Origin of the sequence: Streptomyces sp. ICN903 (assembly GCF_022015835.1) — a bacterium.
Classification (GTDB): domain Bacteria; phylum Actinomycetota; class Actinomycetes; order Streptomycetales; family Streptomycetaceae; genus Streptomyces; species Streptomyces fenghuangensis.
Genome location: NZ_JAKMAY010000107.1, coordinates 1 through 17674 on the forward strand (window position 1 = coordinate 1; position 17674 = coordinate 17674).

Sequence of the window (17674 nt, forward strand, 5' to 3'; positions counted from 1 at the left end):
CGGGCGGCGCCCTGGGCACGGCCGCCGCCACCGAGCCGCCCACCGCCCTGTCCACGGTCGGCAGCAGCCGCGTCCCCTTCCGCGGCGACCACCAGCCGGGCATCACCGAGCCCGCGCAGGCGCACGGGCACCTCCTCGCCCTCGACCTGGCGCCGGGCGCCGGGCGGAAGGAGGCGGCCGCGCTGCTGCGCCGCTGGACGCGGACGGCCGAGGCGCTGATGGCGGGCGAGACGCCCGCCGCCCGGCTGCACGACACCGGCATCGCCCTGGACGCCGGACCGTCCTCCCTCACCGTCACCTTCGGTTTCGGCCGCACCTTCTTCGACCGCACGGGTCTGGCCGCGCGCCGCCCGTCCGCCCTCGCCCCGCTGCCCCCGTTCTCGGCCGACGAACTGGACGCGAAGCGCTCCGACGGCGACCTGTGGGTGCAGATCGGCGCCGACGACGCCCTGGTCGCCTTCCACGCGCTGCGCGCCCTCCAGCGCGAGGCGGACGGCACCGCCCGGGTGCGCTGGCAGATGAACGGCTTCAACCGCTCCCCGGGCGCCACCGCCTCCCCCCGCACCGCGCGCAACCTGATGGGCCAGATCGACGGCACCAACAACCCGAAGGAGACGGACGAGGACTTCGGGCAGCGCGTCTTCGTGCCCGCCGGCGGCGACCCCGAGTGGATGGCGGGCGGCTCGTACGCGGTGGTGCGGCGGATCCGGATGCTGCTGGACGACTGGGAGCGCGTCCCGCTCGACGAGCAGGAGAAGGTGATGGGCCGCCGCAAGTCCGACGGCGCCCCGCTGTCGGGCGGCTCCGAGACCACCGCCGTGGACCTGGAGAAGCGGGGCCCGGACGGCGACCTGGCCATCGCCGCCGACGCACACGTACGGGTGACGGCGCCCGCGTCCAACGGCGGCGCGGCGATGCTGCGGCGCTCCTTCTCCTACCACGACGGCTTCCGCGACGACGGGGCACCGGACGCCGGGCTGCTGTTCGTCGCCTGGCAGGCGGACCCGATGCGGGGCTTCGTGCCCGTGCAGCGCAAGCTCGACCGGGGGGACGCCCTGTCCCGCTTCGTCCGGCACGAGGCGAGCGCGCTGTTCGCGGTGCCGGGCGGCGCGCGCGAGGGCGAGTACGTCGGCCAGCGCCTGCTCGAGGGCTGAGACCGCGGGCTGCCCGTCCCCCGGCCGGACTACTGTGGACGGCATGTCACCCGCGAGCCGCTACACCTACCTGGGCCCCGAGGGCACCTTCACCGAGGCCGCGCTCCGCACCCTCCCGGAGGCGGCCACGCGCGAGCTGGTGCCGATGGTGTCGGTGCCCGCCGCGCTGGACGCCGTGCGCAACGGGGAGGCGGGCGGCTCCCTGGTGCCGATCGAGAACTCGGTCGAGGGCGGGGTCACCGCGACCCTGGACGAGCTGGCCACCGGCCGGCCGCTGATGATCTACCGCGAGGTGCTGCTGCCGATCGCCTTCGCGCTGCTGGTGCGGCCGGGCACCGCGCTGGAGGCGGTCAAGACGGTGACCGGGCACCCGGTGGCCCAGCCCCAGGTGCGCCGCTGGCTGGCGGAGCACCTGCCCGACGCCCAGTGGGAGTCGGCGGCCTCCAACGCCGACGGTGCCCGGCTGGTGCGGGAGGGCCGGTACGACGCGGCGTTCGCGGGCGAGTTCGCGGCAGCGACGTACGGTCTGGAGCCGCTGGTGACGGGCATCCACGACGCGGAGAACGCCGCCACGCGCTTCGTGCTGGTCGGCCGGCCGGGGCGGCCCGCGGCGCGGACGGGGGCGGACAAGACCTCGGTGGTGCTGTGGCTCGGCGACGACCACCCGGGCGCGCTGCTGGAGTTGCTCCAGGAGTTCGCGGTGCGGGGCGTGAACCTGGTGCGGATCGAGTCGCGGCCTACCGGTGAGGGCATCGGCCGGTACTGCTTCTCGGTGGACGCCGAGGGGCACATCTCCGACCGGCGGGTGGGCGAGGCGCTGATGGGGCTGCGCCGCATCTGCCCGAAGGTGCGCTTCCTGGGGTCTTATCCGCGGGCGGGTGTGGAGCCGTCGCAGACCACGCCGCTGCGGCGGGGGACGACGGACGACGAGTTCGCGGAGGCGGCGGACTGGCTGGCGCGCTGCGTCGACGGCCGCGCCTGAGGGGCGTACGGCGCCGCGCGGAAGTTATCCACAGGGCCGGTGGTCGTCCTGTGCACAACATGAAACGACCAAACGGACATCACGGACAAAAGTAGCAATTCTCTCTTCTTTATTCACAACCTCTCAGAAACTCCGCATCCGCTCAATTCGATTGATCGACACCCGAGAGGGTGGCATTTCCATCCGAAAAGGCGTGTAGGAGATGCGAGAGAGGGGAATCGATGGGCGAGCGCGAATCCCGTACGCACGCCCCCCTCCTTCTTCCACAGGGTTTCCATAGCCCCTGTGGAAAACTCGGCGGTATCCCCCGAGGCTGTGGATAACAATCGCCGCTCTCCCCCCTTCGGCCCCTGGCCGAACCCCGCACAGGACCCGGTCGAGCCCCCGCCCGGCCTCGCGCGCACCGCCTCGCACACGCCCCTCCACGCGCCTCCACGCGCCTTCGCGCGCACCGCCTCGCACACGCCCCTTCCGTCCACCTCCGTACCCGCGCGCCCCTCTGTACGGTGACAGCGGGAATTCCCTTGACGGCTCCCCTCTCCCATTCCGCTCCCACCCCTCCCCATTCCGCTGCGGAAGACAAAAGCCGCATAACACCACGTACCGCCATATCGGGTCGAGCGGACCGCGCGCCCCCGGTACCCTGACGGCGTGATTGACCTTCGCCTGCTCCGTGAGGACCCCGACCGTGTGCGCGCCTCCCAGCGCGCCCGTGGAGAGGACGTCGACCTCGTCGACGCCCTGCTCTCCGCCGACGAGCGGCGCAGGTCGTCCGGCGTCCGCTTCGACGAACTGCGCGCCGAGCAGAAGCAGCTCGGCAAGCTGATCCCGAAGGCCGCCGGCGACGAGAAGGCCGAACTGCTGAAGCGGGCGGGCGAGCTGTCCGCCGCGGTCAAGGCCGCCGACGCCGAGCGCGACGAGGCCGAGGCCGAGGCGCAGCGCCTCCTCCTCCGGATCGGCAACCTCGTCCACCCCGAGGTCCCCGTCGGCGGCGAGGACGACTTCACCGTCCGCGAGACGCACGGCACCCCGCGCGACTTCGGTGCCGAGGGCTTCGAGCCGAAGGACCACCTGGAGCTCGGCCAGGCGCTCGGCGCGATCGACGTCGAGCGCGGCGCCAAGGTCTCCGGGTCGCGCTTCTACTACCTCACCGGCGTCGGCGCCCTGCTGGAGCTGGCCCTGGTCAACGCCGCGATCGCGCAGGCCACCGAGGCCGGCTTCATCCCGATGCTCACCCCCGCGCTGGTCAAGCCGCGCGCCATGGAGGGCACCGGCTTCCTCGGCCAGGCCGCCGAGAACGTCTACCACCTGGAGAAGGACGACTACTACCTCGTCGGCACCTCCGAGGTACCGCTCGCCGGCTACCACATGGACGAGATCGTCGAGGCGGACAAGCTCCCGCTGCGCTACGCGGGCTTCTCCCCCTGCTTCCGCCGCGAGGCCGGCTCGTACGGCAAGGACACCCGCGGCATCTTCCGCGTCCACCAGTTCGACAAGGTGGAGATGTTCTCCTACGTGACCCCCGAGGAGTCCGAGGCCGAGCACAAGCGGCTGCTGGAGTGGGAGAAGCAGTGGCTGACCGGCCTGGAGCTGCCGTTCCGGGTGATCGACGTGGCCACCGGCGACCTGGGCGCCTCCGCCTCGCGGAAGTTCGACTGCGAGGCGTGGATCCCCACCCAGGGCAAGTACCGCGAGCTGACCTCCGCGTCGAACTGCAACGAGTTCCAGGCCCGCCGGCTGTCCATCCGGATGCGCCAGGACAAGAAGGTGCGCCCGCTGGCCACCCTCAACGGCACGCTGTGCGCGGTACCCCGCACCATCGTGGCCCTGCTGGAGAACCACCAGCAGGCCGACGGGTCGGTCCGCGTGCCCGAGGTGCTGCGCCCCTACCTCGGCGGGCGCGAGGTGCTGGAGCCCGTGTCCCGGTGAGTGCCGCAGCGCCGGGCTTCCCCTTCCGGCTGGTCGCCACCGACCTCGACGGCACGCTGCTGCGCAGCGACGACACCGTCTCGGCGCGCACCCGCGACGCGCTCGCCGCCGCCACGGCGGCGGGCGCCGCGCACATCGTGGTGACCGGCCGCGCCGTGCCCTGGACCAGACACGTCCTGGACGAGCTGGGCTACGACGGCCTGGCCGTCTGCGGGCAGGGCGCGCAGGTCTACCACGCGGGCGAGCACCGGCTGCTGACCTCCGTCACACTCGACCGGCAGCAGGCCCGGCTGGCGGTGGAGAAGATCGAGACGGAGACCGGTCCGCTGGCCCTGGCCGCCTCGCGGGACGGGCTGGACGGCGAGGTGCTGCTCGGGCCCGGCTACCGGCCGATCGGCGAGGAACTCCCCGCCGTCGCCGGGGCCGACCCGGACGAGCTGTGGGCCGAGCCCCTGAACAAGCTGTACATCCAGCACCCCGGGCTGGACGACGACGCGCTGGCCGACACCGCCCGGCGGATCGCGGGCGACCTGGTGAGCGTGGTGATGGCGGGCGAGGGCGTCGTCGAACTGCTGCCGCTGGGACTGTCCAAGGCCCGCGGCCTGTCGATCGCCGCGCGCCGCCTGGGCCGCTCGGCCACCACCACGATCGCCTTCGGCGACATGCCCAACGACGTCCCCATGTTCGCCTGGGCCGCCCACGGCGTCGCCATGGCCGACGCCCACCCGGAACTGCTCGCGGTGGCCGACGAGGTGACCGCGTCCAACGACGAGGACGGCATCGCGGTCGTGCTGGAGCGGCTGCTCGCCGGTATGTGAACCGGCGCCCTGCGAACCGGCGCTTCCCGGGCGGACGCCCCGTGAGCGGGCGTCCGGATCAGTCCGCCGGCGCCGGGCCCTCGCTGGTGCCCTCCAGCACCGCCCGGCAGATCTCGTGGAGGTGCCGGGTCTGCTCGGGCGTGAGGTGGTCGAACAGGGAGAGCCGGACCTGCTCCACATGGCCGGGCGCGATGGCCTCCAGCTCGGCCAGCCCCTCGTCGGTCAGCGTGGCCAGGGTGGTGCGGTGGTCGGCGGGGTGCTGGCACCGGCTGACCCACCCCTTGGCCTCCAGCCGGGCGACCGCGTGGGAGAGCCTGCTGGCGGAGGAGCGGGTGGTCCGGGCGAGCCGGCTCATGGTGAGGGTGCGATCGGGCGCCTCGGAGAGCATGGCCAGGATCTGGTAGTACGCCAGCGGCATCCCGGCGTCGCGCTGCAACTGCCGGTCCAGCTCCTCGCGTACGCGCTGGGTGGCGGCCAGGAACGCCCGCCAGGTCCGCTGCTCGTCATCGTCCAGCCACCGTGTCGTGCCCATGTTTCCAGCGTACGAGGCCGGAGGGCGGTGCCCTCCGGCCTCGTACGTCTGTCGTCCGGTGTTCGGTGTCCGGTATTCGGCGAGCGGCGGTCGGTCACTCCTCGCCGGCGAGGGTGAGGGTGCGCAGCTTCCGCCCGGCGTACCAGGCGCCGGCGACGGTCACCGCCGCCAGCAGCACCGCGGCGACCGGCAGTCCGACGTCGGAGGCGATGCCCGTGCCCGGCGCGGTCTTCTCGGCCAGCGCCAGGGCCCACTGCTGGACGCTGAGGGCCCGGGCGCCGGGGACGAGGCTGCCGATGAGCGCCTCCCAGATCAGCGCGTACACCAGGCCGAAGACGACGGCCTGCCGGCTGACCGTGCCCAGCAGCAGGAACAGCGCGCTGTAGGCGACGGACGCGGCGACCGCGGCGACGGCGTAGGCGACGGCGATCTGTTGGCTGTTGCCGTTGAGGACGAACCCGGCGATCAGCATGGGCACGGCGGAGAACACCATGGTGACGCCGACGGCGACGGTCAGCTTGGTGAGGATGATCGTCGGCCGCTTCAGCGGCTTGGCCAGCAGGTAGACGATCGAGCCGTCGTCGATCTCCGGGCCGATCGCGCCGGTCCCGGCGATCACGCCGATCAGCGGGACCATGGTGGCCAGCGCGAAGCCGCCGAGCACCTGGTCGGCGACGGCGTCGTCGGCGCCGACCAGCAGGCGGACCGCGACGGAGATCATGATCAGTACGGCGGGCAGGACGAACAGGATCAGCGCCCGGCGGCGGCCGAGCAGGGCCCGGTAGGTGAGCCGGGCGACCGTGGGGTCGTACATCGGTGTGGGGCTCCTTGGTTCTCAGGCGGTCTCGGGGTCTCGGCGGCCCGGTTGTTCTCAGGCCGTGACGAGGTAGGAGAAGACGCTCTCCAGGGACTCGTCCGAGGGCGAGACCGTGAGGAGCCGGATCCCGTGCTCGCGGGCGATGCGCGGGAGCTGCTCGGTGAAGCGGGTGAAGTCGATCGCCTGGACGCGCAGGGCGCGTTCGGACCAGTCGAGTTCGATGCCCGCCGTGCTGGCATCGGCGATCAGGGCCGCGGCCAGCGCGCGGTCGTCGCTGGAGCGCACCAGGTAGCGGTGGGGGCGGTCGGTCATCAGCCGGCGGATGCGCCGGAAGTCGCCGGAGGCCGCGTGCCGCCCCGCGACGATCACCTCGATGTGGGAGGCGAGCTGCTCGACCTCCTCCAGGATGTGGGAGGAGAACAGCACCGTACGGCCCTCGGCGCCCATCCGCCGCAGCAGCTCCATCAGCTGCATGCGCTGGCGCGGGTCCATGCCGTTGAACGGTTCGTCCAGCAGCAGCACGGACGGGTCGTGGACGAGCGCGGAGGCCATCTTCACGCGCTGCCGCATGCCCTTGCTGTAGGTGGAGACCTTCCGGTCCTGGGCGTACTCCATCTCCACGGTGGCCAGGGCCCGCCGCGCGGCCTCGCCCGCGTCGGGCAGGCCGTGCAGCTCGGCGTTGGCCAGCACGAACTCGCGGCCGGTGAGGAAGTCGTACATCGCCTCGCGCTCGGGGACGACGCCGATCTCCCGGTAGACCTGCTCGTTGCGCCAGATCGCCGCGCCGTCGAGGGTGACGGAACCGGTGGAGGGGGCCAGGAAGCCGCCCATCATGTTGATCAGCGTGGACTTGCCCGCGCCGTTGGGGCCGAGCAGCCCGGTGACGCCCGGGCCGATGTCCATGGTCACGTCGTTGACGGCGACCACGTTGCCGAACCAGCGGGACACATGGTCGATGCGGATGGTGGTCATGGGTCAGGCCGCCTTCTCGTTCCTCGTCCGATGCTTCGCCGTCCGGACCGCCGCCGTCCGGGTCGTCCGGGCCCTGAGCGCCCGTGCCCCGGTCATCACAGGCCCGCCTTGCGGTAGCGGGCCATCAGCGCCGCCCAGCAGCCGGCGATCAGGGCGAGGGTGACCAGGACGTAGACGGCCGACGCGGCGGTACCGGGCTCGTGGAAGCCGGGGAAGCCGGAGTTGCCGCCGAGGAAGGCCGACTGGATGCCGTCCACCAGCGAGCCGGGGGAGGCCAGTCCGAGCCAGGTGACGGCGGTGGCGCTGTTCGCCTGGAACTCGGCGACCGCCTGGACGGTGGTGACCGCGAAGTAGGGGATGGTGAGCACCGCGATGACCGCGGCGACGCCGAAGCCCCGGCGCGGGGTGAGGGCCGCGACCAGCAGGCCGATACCCGCGTGGAGCACGGAGAACACCGCGGTGGAGCCCAGCCCCTGGAGGAACTGCTTGGTCTGGTCGGCGAAGCCGAGCTCGGCCAGCAGCCCGCCCGCGTACAGCACCACCAGCGGCAGGGAGGTGAACAGGAACAGCGCCGCGGTCATGGCCGCGTACTTGGCCCCCACGTAGTCGGCGCGCTCGATCGGGCGCGAGAAGTACAGCGGCACGGTGCGGAAGCGCAGGTCCAGGGAGACCGACTGCGGGGCCTGGGCGGCGATGTAGAGGCCGATGACCGGCTGCATCACCAGCACGTAGTCGGTGTACCGCAGCGGCAGCTCGTCGGCGCCGGTGACGACGGTGATCGCGACCATCGCGCCCGCGGGCAGGACCATCACGGCCAGCAGGATGAACGGCAGCACCTTGGACTTCGCCGAGCGGCCCAGGCCGTACGCGCCGCGCAGGGACTGGACCATCAGCGACCACCGGGCGTAGGAGCGGCCCAGGCGGGGGCCGTCGTAGTGGCGGTAGCCGATGTTGTGGATGCTGGCGTCCTCGCCGCGCTGGGCGGGGACGGCGGCTCCGGGATGGGTGCCGGGGTGGTTGCCCGTGTCAGGCCGCATCGGTGCTGCCTCCCTTCTGCGTGCTCTTCTCGGCGGCCTGCTCCGCGGCCTGCCCGTCGGCTTCCCCGCCGGTGCCGGTGGTGGCGCCGGCGGTGCCGGGCGCCTGGAAGACCTCGGCGATGCGGTGCCTGCGCTGCTCCATGCGGACCAGGCCCAGGCCCAGCTCCGCGACCGTGTCGCGGACGGTGTCGTGGACGGCCTCGGAGCCCGCCTCGACCAGCAGTACGTGTCCGGCGCCCGGCAGGCCCTCGCCGCCCGCGCCGGGGGGCGCCACGGTGAGCCCGGCCCCGGTCAGGGCGGCGCGCAGGGCCGCGGTGCCGTCGGGGTGGGCGTCGGTGTCGGTGACCTCGACGGCCAGGGTGGTGGTCTCCTGGGTGAAGCTGGCGGTGGAGGAGGAGCGCAGCAGCTTCCCGCCGTCGATGACGACGACGTGGTCGCAGGTGCGCTCCAGCTCACCCAGCAGGTGCGAGGTGACCAGCACCGAGATGCCGAAGTCGGTGTGGACGCGGCGGATCAGGCCGAGCATGTCGTCGCGGCCGACCGGGTCGAGGCCGTTGGTGGGCTCGTCCAGCAGCACCAGCCGCGGGTCGTGGACGAGCGCCTGGGCCAGCTTGACCCGCTGCTTCATGCCCGTCGAGTAGCCGCCCATCGGACGGTAGCGCTCCTCGTACAGGCCGACGTGGCGCAGGGTGTCGGCGGTGCGCTCGCGGGCGGCGGAGGCGGGCAGGCCGGACATCCGCGCCATGTGGACGACGAACTCGGTCGCCGACACGTCGGGCGGCAGGCAGTCGTGCTCGGGCATGTACCCGACACGCTCGCGGATGGCGCCGCCCTCGGTGGACACGTCCAGGCCGAGCACGGAGGCGGTGCCCTCGCTGGCCGGGGCCAGTCCCAGGAGGATCTTGATCAGGGTGGACTTGCCCGCGCCGTTGGCGCCCACCAGTCCGGTCACCCCGGGTTCGATCTGCATGGTGAGCCGGTCGAGCGCGGTCACCCGTGGGTACCGCTTGCTGAGGCTTTCGGTCGCGATCACAGTCACGCCCATGACCGTAGTACCGCGTGTCAACGGTCACCTCACCCCGGGGGCGTGATTGTTCCTCGTTCTGGAGGCGTAGACGCCCCTGAGGACTCCTCCGGCGGGGTAGGTCCTGACCGGGTCCGGTGTCATGCCGGGAAGACCGGCTACCCGGAGGGCGGGAGTGTCGGGCGCGGTGGGAGGAGAGGCACGCATGGAGGCGGAGGCGAGTGGTCTCGGGGGCGCGCGGGAGCGGCGCGTGCCCGGGGCGGACGGCGTGGAACTGTGCGTCGCCGAACTGGGCGAGGCGGTGGCGGCGGACGGCGGCCGCCGCCCCACGGTGGTCCTGCTGCACGGCTACCCGGACTCCAAGGAGGTCTGGGCGCCGGTGGCCGAACGGCTGGCGGACCGCTTCCACGTGGTGCTGTACGACGTGCGCGGCTGCGGCCGGTCCGCCGCCCCGCGGCCGCTGCGCGGCGGCTTCACGCTGGAGCGGCTGACCGGCGACTTCCTGGCGGTCGCGGACGCGGTCAGCCCGCACGCCCCGGTGCACCTGGTCGGGCACGACTGGGGCTCGGTGCAGGGCTGGGAGTTCGCCACGGCCGAGCGCACCCGGGGCCGGATCGCGTCCTTCACCTCGATGTCCGGGCCGTCCCTGGACCACTTCGGGCACTGGTTCCGCAGGCGGCTGACCCGCCCCACCCCGCGGCGTCTGGCCCAGGCGCTGGGGCAGGGCGCCCGCTCCTGGTACGTGTACGCGATGCACGTGCCCGTCCTGCCGGAGCTGGCCTGGCGGGGGCCGCTGGGCAGGGCCTGGCCGGGCATGCTGCGGCGCTCCGAGGGCATCTCGGGCGGAGGCCACCCCGCACCCTCGCTCCCCCGCGACGCCGCGCACGGCCTGTGGCTGTACCGCGACAACGTACGGGCCCGGATGCTCCGGCCTCGCGAGGCCCCCTACGCCCATGTGCCCGTGCAGCTCGTCACCCCGACCGGGGATCCGTTCCTCTCCCCCGCGCTGCGGGACGAGGCGGAGCGCTGGACACCCCGCCTGACCTGCCGCTCCCTGCCCGCCGGCCACTGGGCGCCGCGCACCCGGCCCGACCGGCTGGCCGACTGGATCGGCTCGTTCGTCGAGGAGTGCGAGGCGGACGGGGCGGACGGGGCGGACGGAGGACACGGGGCGCGCGGCGGCGGGGAGGCGGGCGCACCGGCGACGGTGCGGCGCGGCGGACTGCGCGGACGCCGGGGGCGCGCACGGCAGGAGGAGTACGCGGAGCACTTCGGCGGCCTGCTGGTGCTGGTCACCGGCGCGGCCCGGGGCATCGGCCACGAGACGGCGCTGGCCTTCGCCCGGGCCGGCGCCCGGGTCGTCGCCGTGGACGTCCGGGGCGAGGAGGTGGCGCGTACGGCCGAGCTGGCCCGGCGGGCCGGCGCACAGGAGGCGTGGGCCGAGACCGTGGACGTCTCCGACGGGGCGGCGATGGAGGAGCTGGCCCGGAGGACGGCCGCCGAGCGCGGCGTGGTGGACGTGCTGGTCAACAACGCCGGGATCGCGGCGGCCGGGCCGTTCCTGGAGCACACCGCGGACGACTGGGAGGCGGTCCTGGGCTCCAACCTGTGGGGCACCATCCACGGCTGCCGCCTCTTCGGACGGCAGATGTCCGAGCGGGGGCAGGGCGGCCACATCGTCAACGTCGTCTCCTGCGCCGCCTACGAGCCCTCCCGGGCCCTGCCCGCGTACTGCACCTCCAAGGCGGCGGCGCTGATGCTCAGCCAGGTGCTGCGCGCGGACCTGGCCGGCGAGGGCATCGGGGTCTCGGCGATCTGCCCCGGCATCGTCAGCACCTCCATCATCGAGGACACCCGCTTCCGCGGCACCGACGAGCGGGACGCCGACCGCCGCCGCAAGAGGGCCCTCCAGGTCTACCGGATCCGCAGGTTCGCCCCGGAGAGGGTCGCCGACACGGTGCTGCGCTCGGTGATCCGGAACAAGGCGGTGGTCCCGGTGGGGCTGGAGGCGTGGGGCGGTGTGGCGCTGGCCCGGCTGGCGCCGAGCGCGCTGCGGGCGTTCGCCCGGATCAACGTGCGGGCGCGAGCGTGAGGCCGGGGCCCGCGGCCCCGGCGGACGCGAGGACCGCGGACGCGAGGACCGCGGACGTGAGGACCGCGGACGTGAGGACCGCGGACGTGAAAACGAGGTGCGCCGCGACGGCTCCCGGGGCACCCTGGCCGGTCATGGACGACAGGCGCCGCAAGCGGATCTCGAAGTACGTCGCACGGCATCTGCGGCATGCTCCCGAGCGGATCGGGCTCACCCTGGACGCCCACGGCTGGGTGGGTGTCGGGGAACTTCTGGAAGCCGCTGCGCGCCACGGCTTCCGGCTCACCCGCGAGGAACTGGAGGAGGTCGTCGCCACCAACGACAAGCGGCGCTTCACGCTCGATCCCGGGCGGGACCGCATCCGGGCCGCCCAGGGACACACCGTCGGCGTGGACCTGGGCCTGCCTCCCGCCGAACCGCCCCCGTACCTCTTCCACGGGACGGTCGGGCGGTACATGGCGGGCATCCGGCACGACGGCCTGCGGGCGATGGCGCGCCACGACGTCCACCTCTCGCCCGACCGGGAGACGGCCGCCGCCGTGGGGGCGCGGCGCGGGAAGCCGGTGGTGCTGGTGGTGGACGCCGGGGCGATGCACCGGGACGGGTATACGTTCCGGGTCAGCGACAACGGGGTGTGGCTGGTGCCGCGCGTACCACCGCGGTACCTGCGCCTGCCCGGCTGACGGCCGCCGCTGCCGCCGCGGGCGCCGCGGAGCGGATACGCCCGGGCACCCTCGTCACCTCGGCCGAGCCTCGTTCACCCACCGCGGCCCGGCCTGTGGGAATGCGGCAAGCCCTCGGAAAGAACCGGTATGGGCGCTCAGACCGGTTCGACGGCGATGCGGGGGAGGCACAACCGGCGGAGGTCGTCCGTGTCGCTGGTGATGACAGTGACGTCGCCGTGCTCCGCGTGAGCCGTGGCCGCGAGCATCGCGTCGATGGCGTACTTGTGACCGTGCAGGTTTTCCGCGGCGAGCAGTCTGCTCGCCGTACGGGCGATCTCCTCCGTGATGGGACGCACCTTGGCCAGGGAGACCGCGTGGTCGAACGCCGCCTGCGGCACCTTCGGGTCGCGTGCCTCGACCAGCGTGGCGGCGCTCGTCACGACGAGCAGGTCCAGTCTGCGGGCGACGTCCAGCCATACGGTCATGTCGCGGTGCCGACGGGAGAGCTTGGAGAGGGCCTCGCTGTCGAGAACGAGAGTCCCGCTCATGCGGCGTCCGCCGGAGCGGACGCACCGCGGTGAGCGGCGTGGTGGGCACGGATGCGCTCGGCCTTGTCCGACACCTCGGCGGGGTCGACGGGGCCGTGCTCCGCTTCGGCGGTGGCGATGTACTCGTCGATGGCCTCGCGCTGGAGCTGCCGCTGCACGGCCTCCTCGATATAGGAGGAGACGCCCTGCCTGCCGGCGCGCGCGCGGATCGCCTCCAGGGTCTCGGCTCGCAGGGAGACGCTGGTGACTCGGGTCTTGCCGGGGCGGGACGTGTCCATGGGAGCAGTGTATTACATGACCTGTTAACCCGCTGGCGCTCCGCAGCGGCCACCGGGCGGCCCGCGACGGCCAGCAGTGACTCTGATGTGCCCGCTCCACTCGGTGCCGGCCGTGCGCAGGGCTCCGGACCTCCGGTCGACTACCGCGGCCTGACCTGCGCAGATCCCCTCGGCCGACGAGCGCGAGCGCAGCCGTCCGTTCAGACGCCGATGAGCCGGACACGGTCGCCGCACAGCCGGGCCATGTCATCGACGTCGGACGTCAGTACGGCCACCGGGCCCGGCTGACGCAGTGCCACCTCGGCGACAGTCGCGTCGATCGCGTACTTGTGGCCGTGCAGACCCGCGGTCTTGAGCAGTTGCGCGGACGCCTTCGCCGCCGCCTCGGTCACCGGCTCGACCTTGACACGGGAGAGCACCCACCGCAGTCGAGGCATGTTCACCCGCGCATGGCTGACCTCCACGATGGTGTTGGCGCCGATGACGAGATCGGCCCCCATGGTGTGGAACACCTGGAACATCGCGAGAATCCTGCGGTCCTCGGCGATCCAGGCGGAGAGCCCCTGGGAGTCCAGGACGACGGTCTCGACGTGCTCGATCACACCGCGCTCGCCGACCCGCCGGCATCAGCCGTGCCGAAGATCCTGGAGCGGGCCTCGTCCAGCTCCTCCTCGGTGAACGCCCCGTGTTCTTCCTGGTGACGCCGTAGATCGGCGCCGAGCAACTGATGCCGCAGCTGACGTGCCACCGCCTCGGCGACATATCCCGAGACGTTGTCGGTGAGCTTCCTGAGTTCGGCGACCTGGTCGGTCGGCAGTGTCACCGTGATGCGCGTCGTGTCCGCCATGTCCCGAGCATACTCCGGTATGCGCGCCCGCGGTCGTCCGCCGGCGATGCTCACGACCACCGGGGCTAGGGTCGTGGCATGCGTCTGAGCACCGTGATCCTTCCCGTCGACCGCTGGCACGAGGGAGGCCGCGCCAAGTGGCGGCGCGCCGAGGAACTCGGCTTCCACACCGCGTACACCTACGACCACCTGTCCTGGCGCGTCCCGTTCCGCGACGGGCCGTGGTTCGGCGCGCTGCCGACGCTGACGGCCGCCGCGGGCGCCACGGAGCGGATGCGCCTGGGCACCCTCGTCACCTCGCCCAACTTCCGGCATCCGGTGACGCTCGCCAAGGAGCTGATCTCCCTCGACGACGTCTCGGGCGGCCGGATCACCCTGGGCATCGGCGCGGGCGGCAGCGGCTTCGACGCGACCGCGCTCGGGCAGGAGCCGTGGACGCCGCGCGAGCGGGCCGACCGGTTCGCCGAGTTCGTGCCGCTGCTGGACCGGCTGCTCACCGAGGACGCGGTCTCCCACCGGGGCGCGTTCTACTCCGCCGACGGGGCCCGGAACATCCCCGGCTGCGTGCAGCGGCCCCGGTTGCCGTTCGCGGTGGCGGCCACCGGGCCGCGCGGGATGAGGCTGGCCGCCCGGTACGGGCAGGCGTGGGTGACCACCGGTGACCCCAAGCTGTACGGGACCGGGACGCCCCAGCAGTCGGAGGCCGCGCTACGCGGGCAGATCGAGCGGCTCGGCGAGGCGTGCGCCGAGGCCGGCCGGGACGCGGCGGAACTCGGCAAGGTCCTGCTGCACGGCTTCACCCCGGACGGGAACGCTCCGCTGGAGTCGGTGGAGGCCTTCGTGGACTTCGCGGGCCGCCACCGCGAACTGGGCTTCACCGAGATCGCGGTCCACTGGCCGATCCCCGGCACGGGCTTCACCGCCGACCAGGCCGTCTTCGAGCGCATCGCCACGGAGGCGATCGGCCTCCTCGGCTGAGCCGAGCCGGGTTCCCGGCGTGCCCCGTCCGGTGGGCCCATCCGGTGGGCCCCGTCCGGTGGGCCCACCGCGCCGGCGGCGGAGCCGGTCCCGCCGGCGGACCGGAGCGGCGGAGAAGGCGCGTGCGTTTCGCGCCATGCCCGGTGCGGCCTCCGGGGAGCCGTGGCGTTTCCCCTACGTGGACGGGCGGGTGTCCCCGAAGCCGACTGTCCGTGTCCATCCGGTTTCGAATGAGTTCGCCCTGTGGCTCATTCGGGCACCTCCTTGCACGCCTGTGCGGGCATATGCGGGACCATGGGGAGCGTGACCCATGCTTCCGCGCCCCCGATGACACGCCCGCGCCTCATCGCCACCGACCTGGACGGCACACTGCTGCGCGACGACAAGTCCGTCTCCGACCGCACGGTCGCGGCGCTGGCCGCCGCCGAGGAGGCCGGAATCGAGGTCTTCTTCGTCACCGGGCGGCCGGCCCGCTGGATGGGCGTGGTCAGCGACCATGTGCACGGGCACGGTCTGGCGATCTGCGCCAACGGCGCGGCCGTCGTCGACCTGCACCGGGGACGGCAGATCGTGCAGGTCAGAGAGCTGCCGCGCGAAACCGCGCTGACCGTGGTCGAGGAGTTGCGCACCGCCGCCCCCGACGTCAGCTTCGCCGTCGAGCGGACCGGCGGCATCCACTACGAGCCGCAGTACCCGCAGTTCCACCTGGACCCCGGCGCGCTGATCGCACCGGCCGAGAAGCTGCTGACGGACGAGGCCGAGTACGCCGACGAGCCGGTGCTCAAGCTGCTCGCCCACCACACCTCACTGGTTCCGGACGAGTTCCTGGGCATGGCCCGCACCGTCGCGGGCCACCACGCGGAGTTCACCCGATCCAGCCCGAGCGCGCTGCTGGAGGTCAGCGGCCCCGGCGTCAGCAAGGCCAGCACCCTGGCCGGGTGCTGCGCGCAGCGCGGCGTGGCGGCCGAGGAGGTCGTCGCCTTCGGCGACATGCCCAACGACCTGGAGATGCTCTCCTGGGCCGGCACCTCCTACGCCATGGCCAACGCCCACCCGGCGGTGCTGGCCGCGACCACGCACCACACCCTCGCCAACGAGGAGGACGGCGTGGCCGCCGTCATCGAACAGCTGCTGGAGCTGCCGCCGGCCGGCTGACGGGGGGCGGACGCCGATGCGGGTGCGGGAACGTTTCGGCCGTGGGCGGTCCGACCGTAGGCGGTCCGACCGTAGGCGGTCCGCCCACGGTCGGTTCGGCCGTAAGCGGTTCGGCCATGGTCGGTTCGGCCGTGGGCGGTCAGGGTCGACCGCGCGGTGGCGCTTGCCTTGAAGTGCTCTCCAAACGCCAGCATGGGGCCCCCGAACGCGGCTGTGACGCCGCACGGACGAGAGGAACCACCGGTGAGCACACCGCACTTCGCCCTGGGCGCCATGGACTTCGGCACCCGGCTGGACCAGGACACCTCGACAGCGCTGCTCGACCGCTTCGTCGAGCGGGGAGGGCGCTGGATCGACACCGCCGACTGCTACAGCTTCTGGATGGACCCTTCCGGCGTCGGCGGACAGAGCGAGGCCGTGATCGGCCGGTGGCTGTCCGCCCGGCCCGGTGTACGCGACCGGGTGCTGATCAGCACCAAGGCGGGGCAGCAGCCGACCGTGCCGGGGAAGTGGCCGGAGTCCGCCCAGGGACTGTCGGCGCCCGCGGTGCGCTCGGCGGTACGCGGGAGCCTGCGACGGCTTCGCACGGAGTGGATCGACCTGTACTGGGCGCATGCGGAGGACCGCGGCGTGCCCCTGGAGGAGACCGTCGCCGCCTTCGGCGAGGTGGTCTCCGACGGACTGGCCCGCCGGCTCGGCGCCTCCAACCACGCCGCCTGGCGCGTGGAGCGCGGCCGGGCGCTCGCCCGTGCGGCGGGGATGGCGGGCTGGACCGCCCTGCAACTGCGGCACTCCTACGTCCGGCCGCGGCCGGGGGTCGTCCTGCCGGAGGGCGGGCACCGGCTCGCGACCGACGAGTCGCTCGACTACGTGCGCAGCGAGCCGGACATGGAACTGTGGGCCTACTCCTCGCTGCTGTGGGGCTCCTACACCCGCTCCGATCGCCCGCTGCCCGAGCACTACGACCACCCCGGCACGGCACGGCGCCTGGCCGTGCTCGGGGAGGTGGCCGCCGAGACCGGGGCCACCGCGAACCAGGTGGTACTGGCGTGGCTGACCGGCGGGGACCCGGCCGTCGTGCCGATCGTCGGAGTGAGCCGGACCGAGCAGCTCGACGAGGCGTTCGACGCGATGGAGCTGCGGCTGGACGAGGAGCAGCGGCGGCGGCTGGACGAGGCGGCCTGAGAGCCTGCCGAGGAGTCGGCGGGGGAGCCGGCGGGGGAGCCGGCGGGGGCCGGTGCCCCGTCAGGCCCGGACCTCGTCAGGCCCGGGCCGCGGCCGGCTCCCCGGTGGCCCGCTCCCGCTCCAGCATCCGCCGGAAGGGGCCGTCCGCCCGGGCCAGTTCCGCGTACGGACCGCGCTGGACGACGCGCCCGCCGTCGAGGACGACCACCTCGTCCACCGCTTCCAGACCGGCCAGCCGGTGGGTGATCAGCACGGTGGTGCGGCCCTCGGTGGCGGCCAGCAGATCGGCGGTCAGAGCGTCGGCGGTGGCCAAGTCCAGATGCTCGGCGGGCTCGTCCAGGACCAGGACGGGGAAGTCGGCGAGCAGCGCGCGGGCCAGGGCCAGGCGCTGGCGCTGGCCGCCGGAGAGCCGGGCGCCGAACTCGCCGACGAGGGTGTCCAGGCCGTCCGGCAGCTCGCCGACCCAGTCGTCCAGGCGGGCGGCCGTCAGGGCGGCGTGGAGGTCGTCGTCGGTGGCCGGTGGCCTGGCCAGGCGGAGGTTCTCGCGCAGGGAGCTGTCGAAGATGTGCGCGTCCTGGGCGCACAGGCCGACGAGGCGACGCACCGCGTCGGGGTCGAGGGCGAGGGCGTCGGTGGGGGTGGCGCTGGTGAGGGCGTCGGT

19 protein-coding genes are annotated in these 17674 nt (G+C 73.4%); 9 read left to right on the forward strand and 10 right to left on the reverse strand.

All coding sequences use genetic code 11. The features are described 5' to 3' along the window. The 4 genes from efeB to L7D48_RS13495 form a co-directional block, all read left to right on the forward strand. A partial coding sequence (efeB, locus tag L7D48_RS13480) for an iron uptake transporter deferrochelatase/peroxidase subunit (protein ID WP_237879671.1) occupies positions 1-1154 on the forward strand: 1154 nt, incomplete at its 5' end. Positions 1155-1197: 43 nt separating this feature from the next. After that, the gene (gene pheA / locus L7D48_RS13485) at positions 1198-2136 is read left to right on the forward strand and encodes a prephenate dehydratase (protein WP_101254079.1); all 939 of its coding nucleotides are present in this window, start codon (positions 1198-1200) and stop codon (positions 2134-2136) included. Positions 2137-2787: 651 nt separating this feature from the next. After that, entirely contained in the window at positions 2788-4065 is a 1278-nt protein-coding gene (gene serS, locus L7D48_RS13490; protein WP_237879672.1) for a serine--tRNA ligase, read from the forward strand. Beyond that, entirely contained in the window at positions 4062-4883 is an 822-nt protein-coding gene (locus L7D48_RS13495) for an HAD family hydrolase (RefSeq protein WP_237879673.1), read from the forward strand. The genes serS and L7D48_RS13495 overlap by 4 nt, the downstream gene beginning before the upstream one ends. Positions 4884-4941: 58 nt before the next feature. On the opposite strand, the gene L7D48_RS13500 is transcribed toward L7D48_RS13495, so the two are convergent. The 5 genes from L7D48_RS13500 to L7D48_RS13520 form a co-directional block, all read right to left on the reverse strand. Next, the gene (locus tag L7D48_RS13500) at positions 4942-5415 is read right to left on the reverse strand and encodes a MarR family winged helix-turn-helix transcriptional regulator (protein WP_237879674.1); all 474 of its coding nucleotides are present in this window, start codon (positions 5413-5415) and stop codon (positions 4942-4944) included. 94 nt (positions 5416-5509) lie between these two features. After that, positions 5510-6229, reverse strand: coding sequence for an ABC transporter permease subunit (locus tag L7D48_RS13505; RefSeq protein ID WP_237879675.1), 720 nt, complete (start codon positions 6227-6229; stop codon positions 5510-5512). Positions 6230-6286: 57 nt separating this feature from the next. After that, positions 6287-7204, reverse strand: a complete 918-nt coding sequence (locus L7D48_RS13510) for an ABC transporter ATP-binding protein (RefSeq protein ID WP_237879676.1) — start codon at positions 7202-7204, stop codon at positions 6287-6289. A gap of 95 nt (positions 7205-7299) precedes the next feature. Then, on the reverse strand, positions 7300-8241 hold the full coding sequence (locus L7D48_RS13515) for an ABC transporter permease (RefSeq protein WP_237879677.1): 942 nt from the start codon (positions 8239-8241) through the stop codon (positions 7300-7302). Then, entirely contained in the window at positions 8231-9286 is a 1056-nt protein-coding gene (locus L7D48_RS13520) for an ABC transporter ATP-binding protein (protein ID WP_237879678.1), read from the reverse strand. The genes L7D48_RS13515 and L7D48_RS13520 overlap by 11 nt, the downstream gene beginning before the upstream one ends. Before the next feature lie 184 nt (positions 9287-9470). On the opposite strand from L7D48_RS13520, the gene L7D48_RS13525 reads away from it, so the two are divergent. Both L7D48_RS13525 and L7D48_RS13530 read left to right on the forward strand, forming a co-directional pair. Beyond that, positions 9471-11357, forward strand: coding sequence for an SDR family oxidoreductase (locus L7D48_RS13525; RefSeq protein ID WP_237879679.1), 1887 nt, complete (start codon positions 9471-9473; stop codon positions 11355-11357). A gap of 134 nt (positions 11358-11491) precedes the next feature. Next, the gene (locus L7D48_RS13530) at positions 11492-12040 is read left to right on the forward strand and encodes an RNA 2'-phosphotransferase (protein ID WP_237879680.1); all 549 of its coding nucleotides are present in this window, start codon (positions 11492-11494) and stop codon (positions 12038-12040) included. A 137-nt stretch (positions 12041-12177) separates the two neighbouring features. On the opposite strand, the gene L7D48_RS13535 is transcribed toward L7D48_RS13530, so the two are convergent. From L7D48_RS13535 to L7D48_RS13550, 4 genes are all read right to left on the reverse strand, one after another. Continuing rightward, positions 12178-12570, reverse strand: coding sequence for a type II toxin-antitoxin system VapC family toxin (locus L7D48_RS13535; RefSeq protein ID WP_093851923.1), 393 nt, complete (start codon positions 12568-12570; stop codon positions 12178-12180). Then, on the reverse strand, positions 12567-12848 hold the full coding sequence (locus L7D48_RS13540) for a hypothetical protein (RefSeq protein ID WP_093851922.1): 282 nt from the start codon (positions 12846-12848) through the stop codon (positions 12567-12569). Before L7D48_RS13540 ends, L7D48_RS13535 begins: the two co-directional genes overlap by 4 nt. A 200-nt stretch (positions 12849-13048) precedes the next feature. Further along, positions 13049-13450 carry a DNA-binding protein gene (locus L7D48_RS13545; protein WP_237879681.1) on the reverse strand — a complete coding sequence of 134 codons (402 nt, stop codon included), beginning with the start codon at positions 13448-13450 and terminating at the stop codon, positions 13049-13051. Further along, positions 13447-13695: a type II toxin-antitoxin system CcdA family antitoxin gene (locus L7D48_RS13550; protein WP_237879682.1), complete on the reverse strand. Its 249-nt coding sequence runs from the start codon at positions 13693-13695 to the stop codon at positions 13447-13449. Before L7D48_RS13550 ends, L7D48_RS13545 begins: the two co-directional genes overlap by 4 nt. Before the next feature lie 78 nt (positions 13696-13773). On the opposite strand from L7D48_RS13550, the gene L7D48_RS13555 reads away from it, so the two are divergent. From L7D48_RS13555 to L7D48_RS13565, 3 genes are all read left to right on the forward strand, one after another. Beyond that, a complete protein-coding gene (locus L7D48_RS13555) occupies positions 13774-14673 on the forward strand; it encodes an LLM class flavin-dependent oxidoreductase (RefSeq protein WP_237879683.1) in 900 nt (299 codons plus the stop codon). A gap of 294 nt (positions 14674-14967) precedes the next feature. Next, the gene (locus L7D48_RS13560) at positions 14968-15828 is read left to right on the forward strand and encodes a Cof-type HAD-IIB family hydrolase (RefSeq protein WP_237879684.1); all 861 of its coding nucleotides are present in this window, start codon (positions 14968-14970) and stop codon (positions 15826-15828) included. Positions 15829-16101: 273 nt separating this feature from the next. Beyond that, entirely contained in the window at positions 16102-17013 is a 912-nt protein-coding gene (locus tag L7D48_RS13565) for an aldo/keto reductase (protein ID WP_237879686.1), read from the forward strand. Positions 17014-17089: 76 nt separating this feature from the next. Here L7D48_RS13565 and L7D48_RS13570 read toward each other — a convergent pair. Continuing rightward, on the reverse strand, positions 17090-17674 hold a 585-nt coding region (locus L7D48_RS13570), incomplete at its 5' end, for an ABC transporter ATP-binding protein (RefSeq protein WP_237879685.1).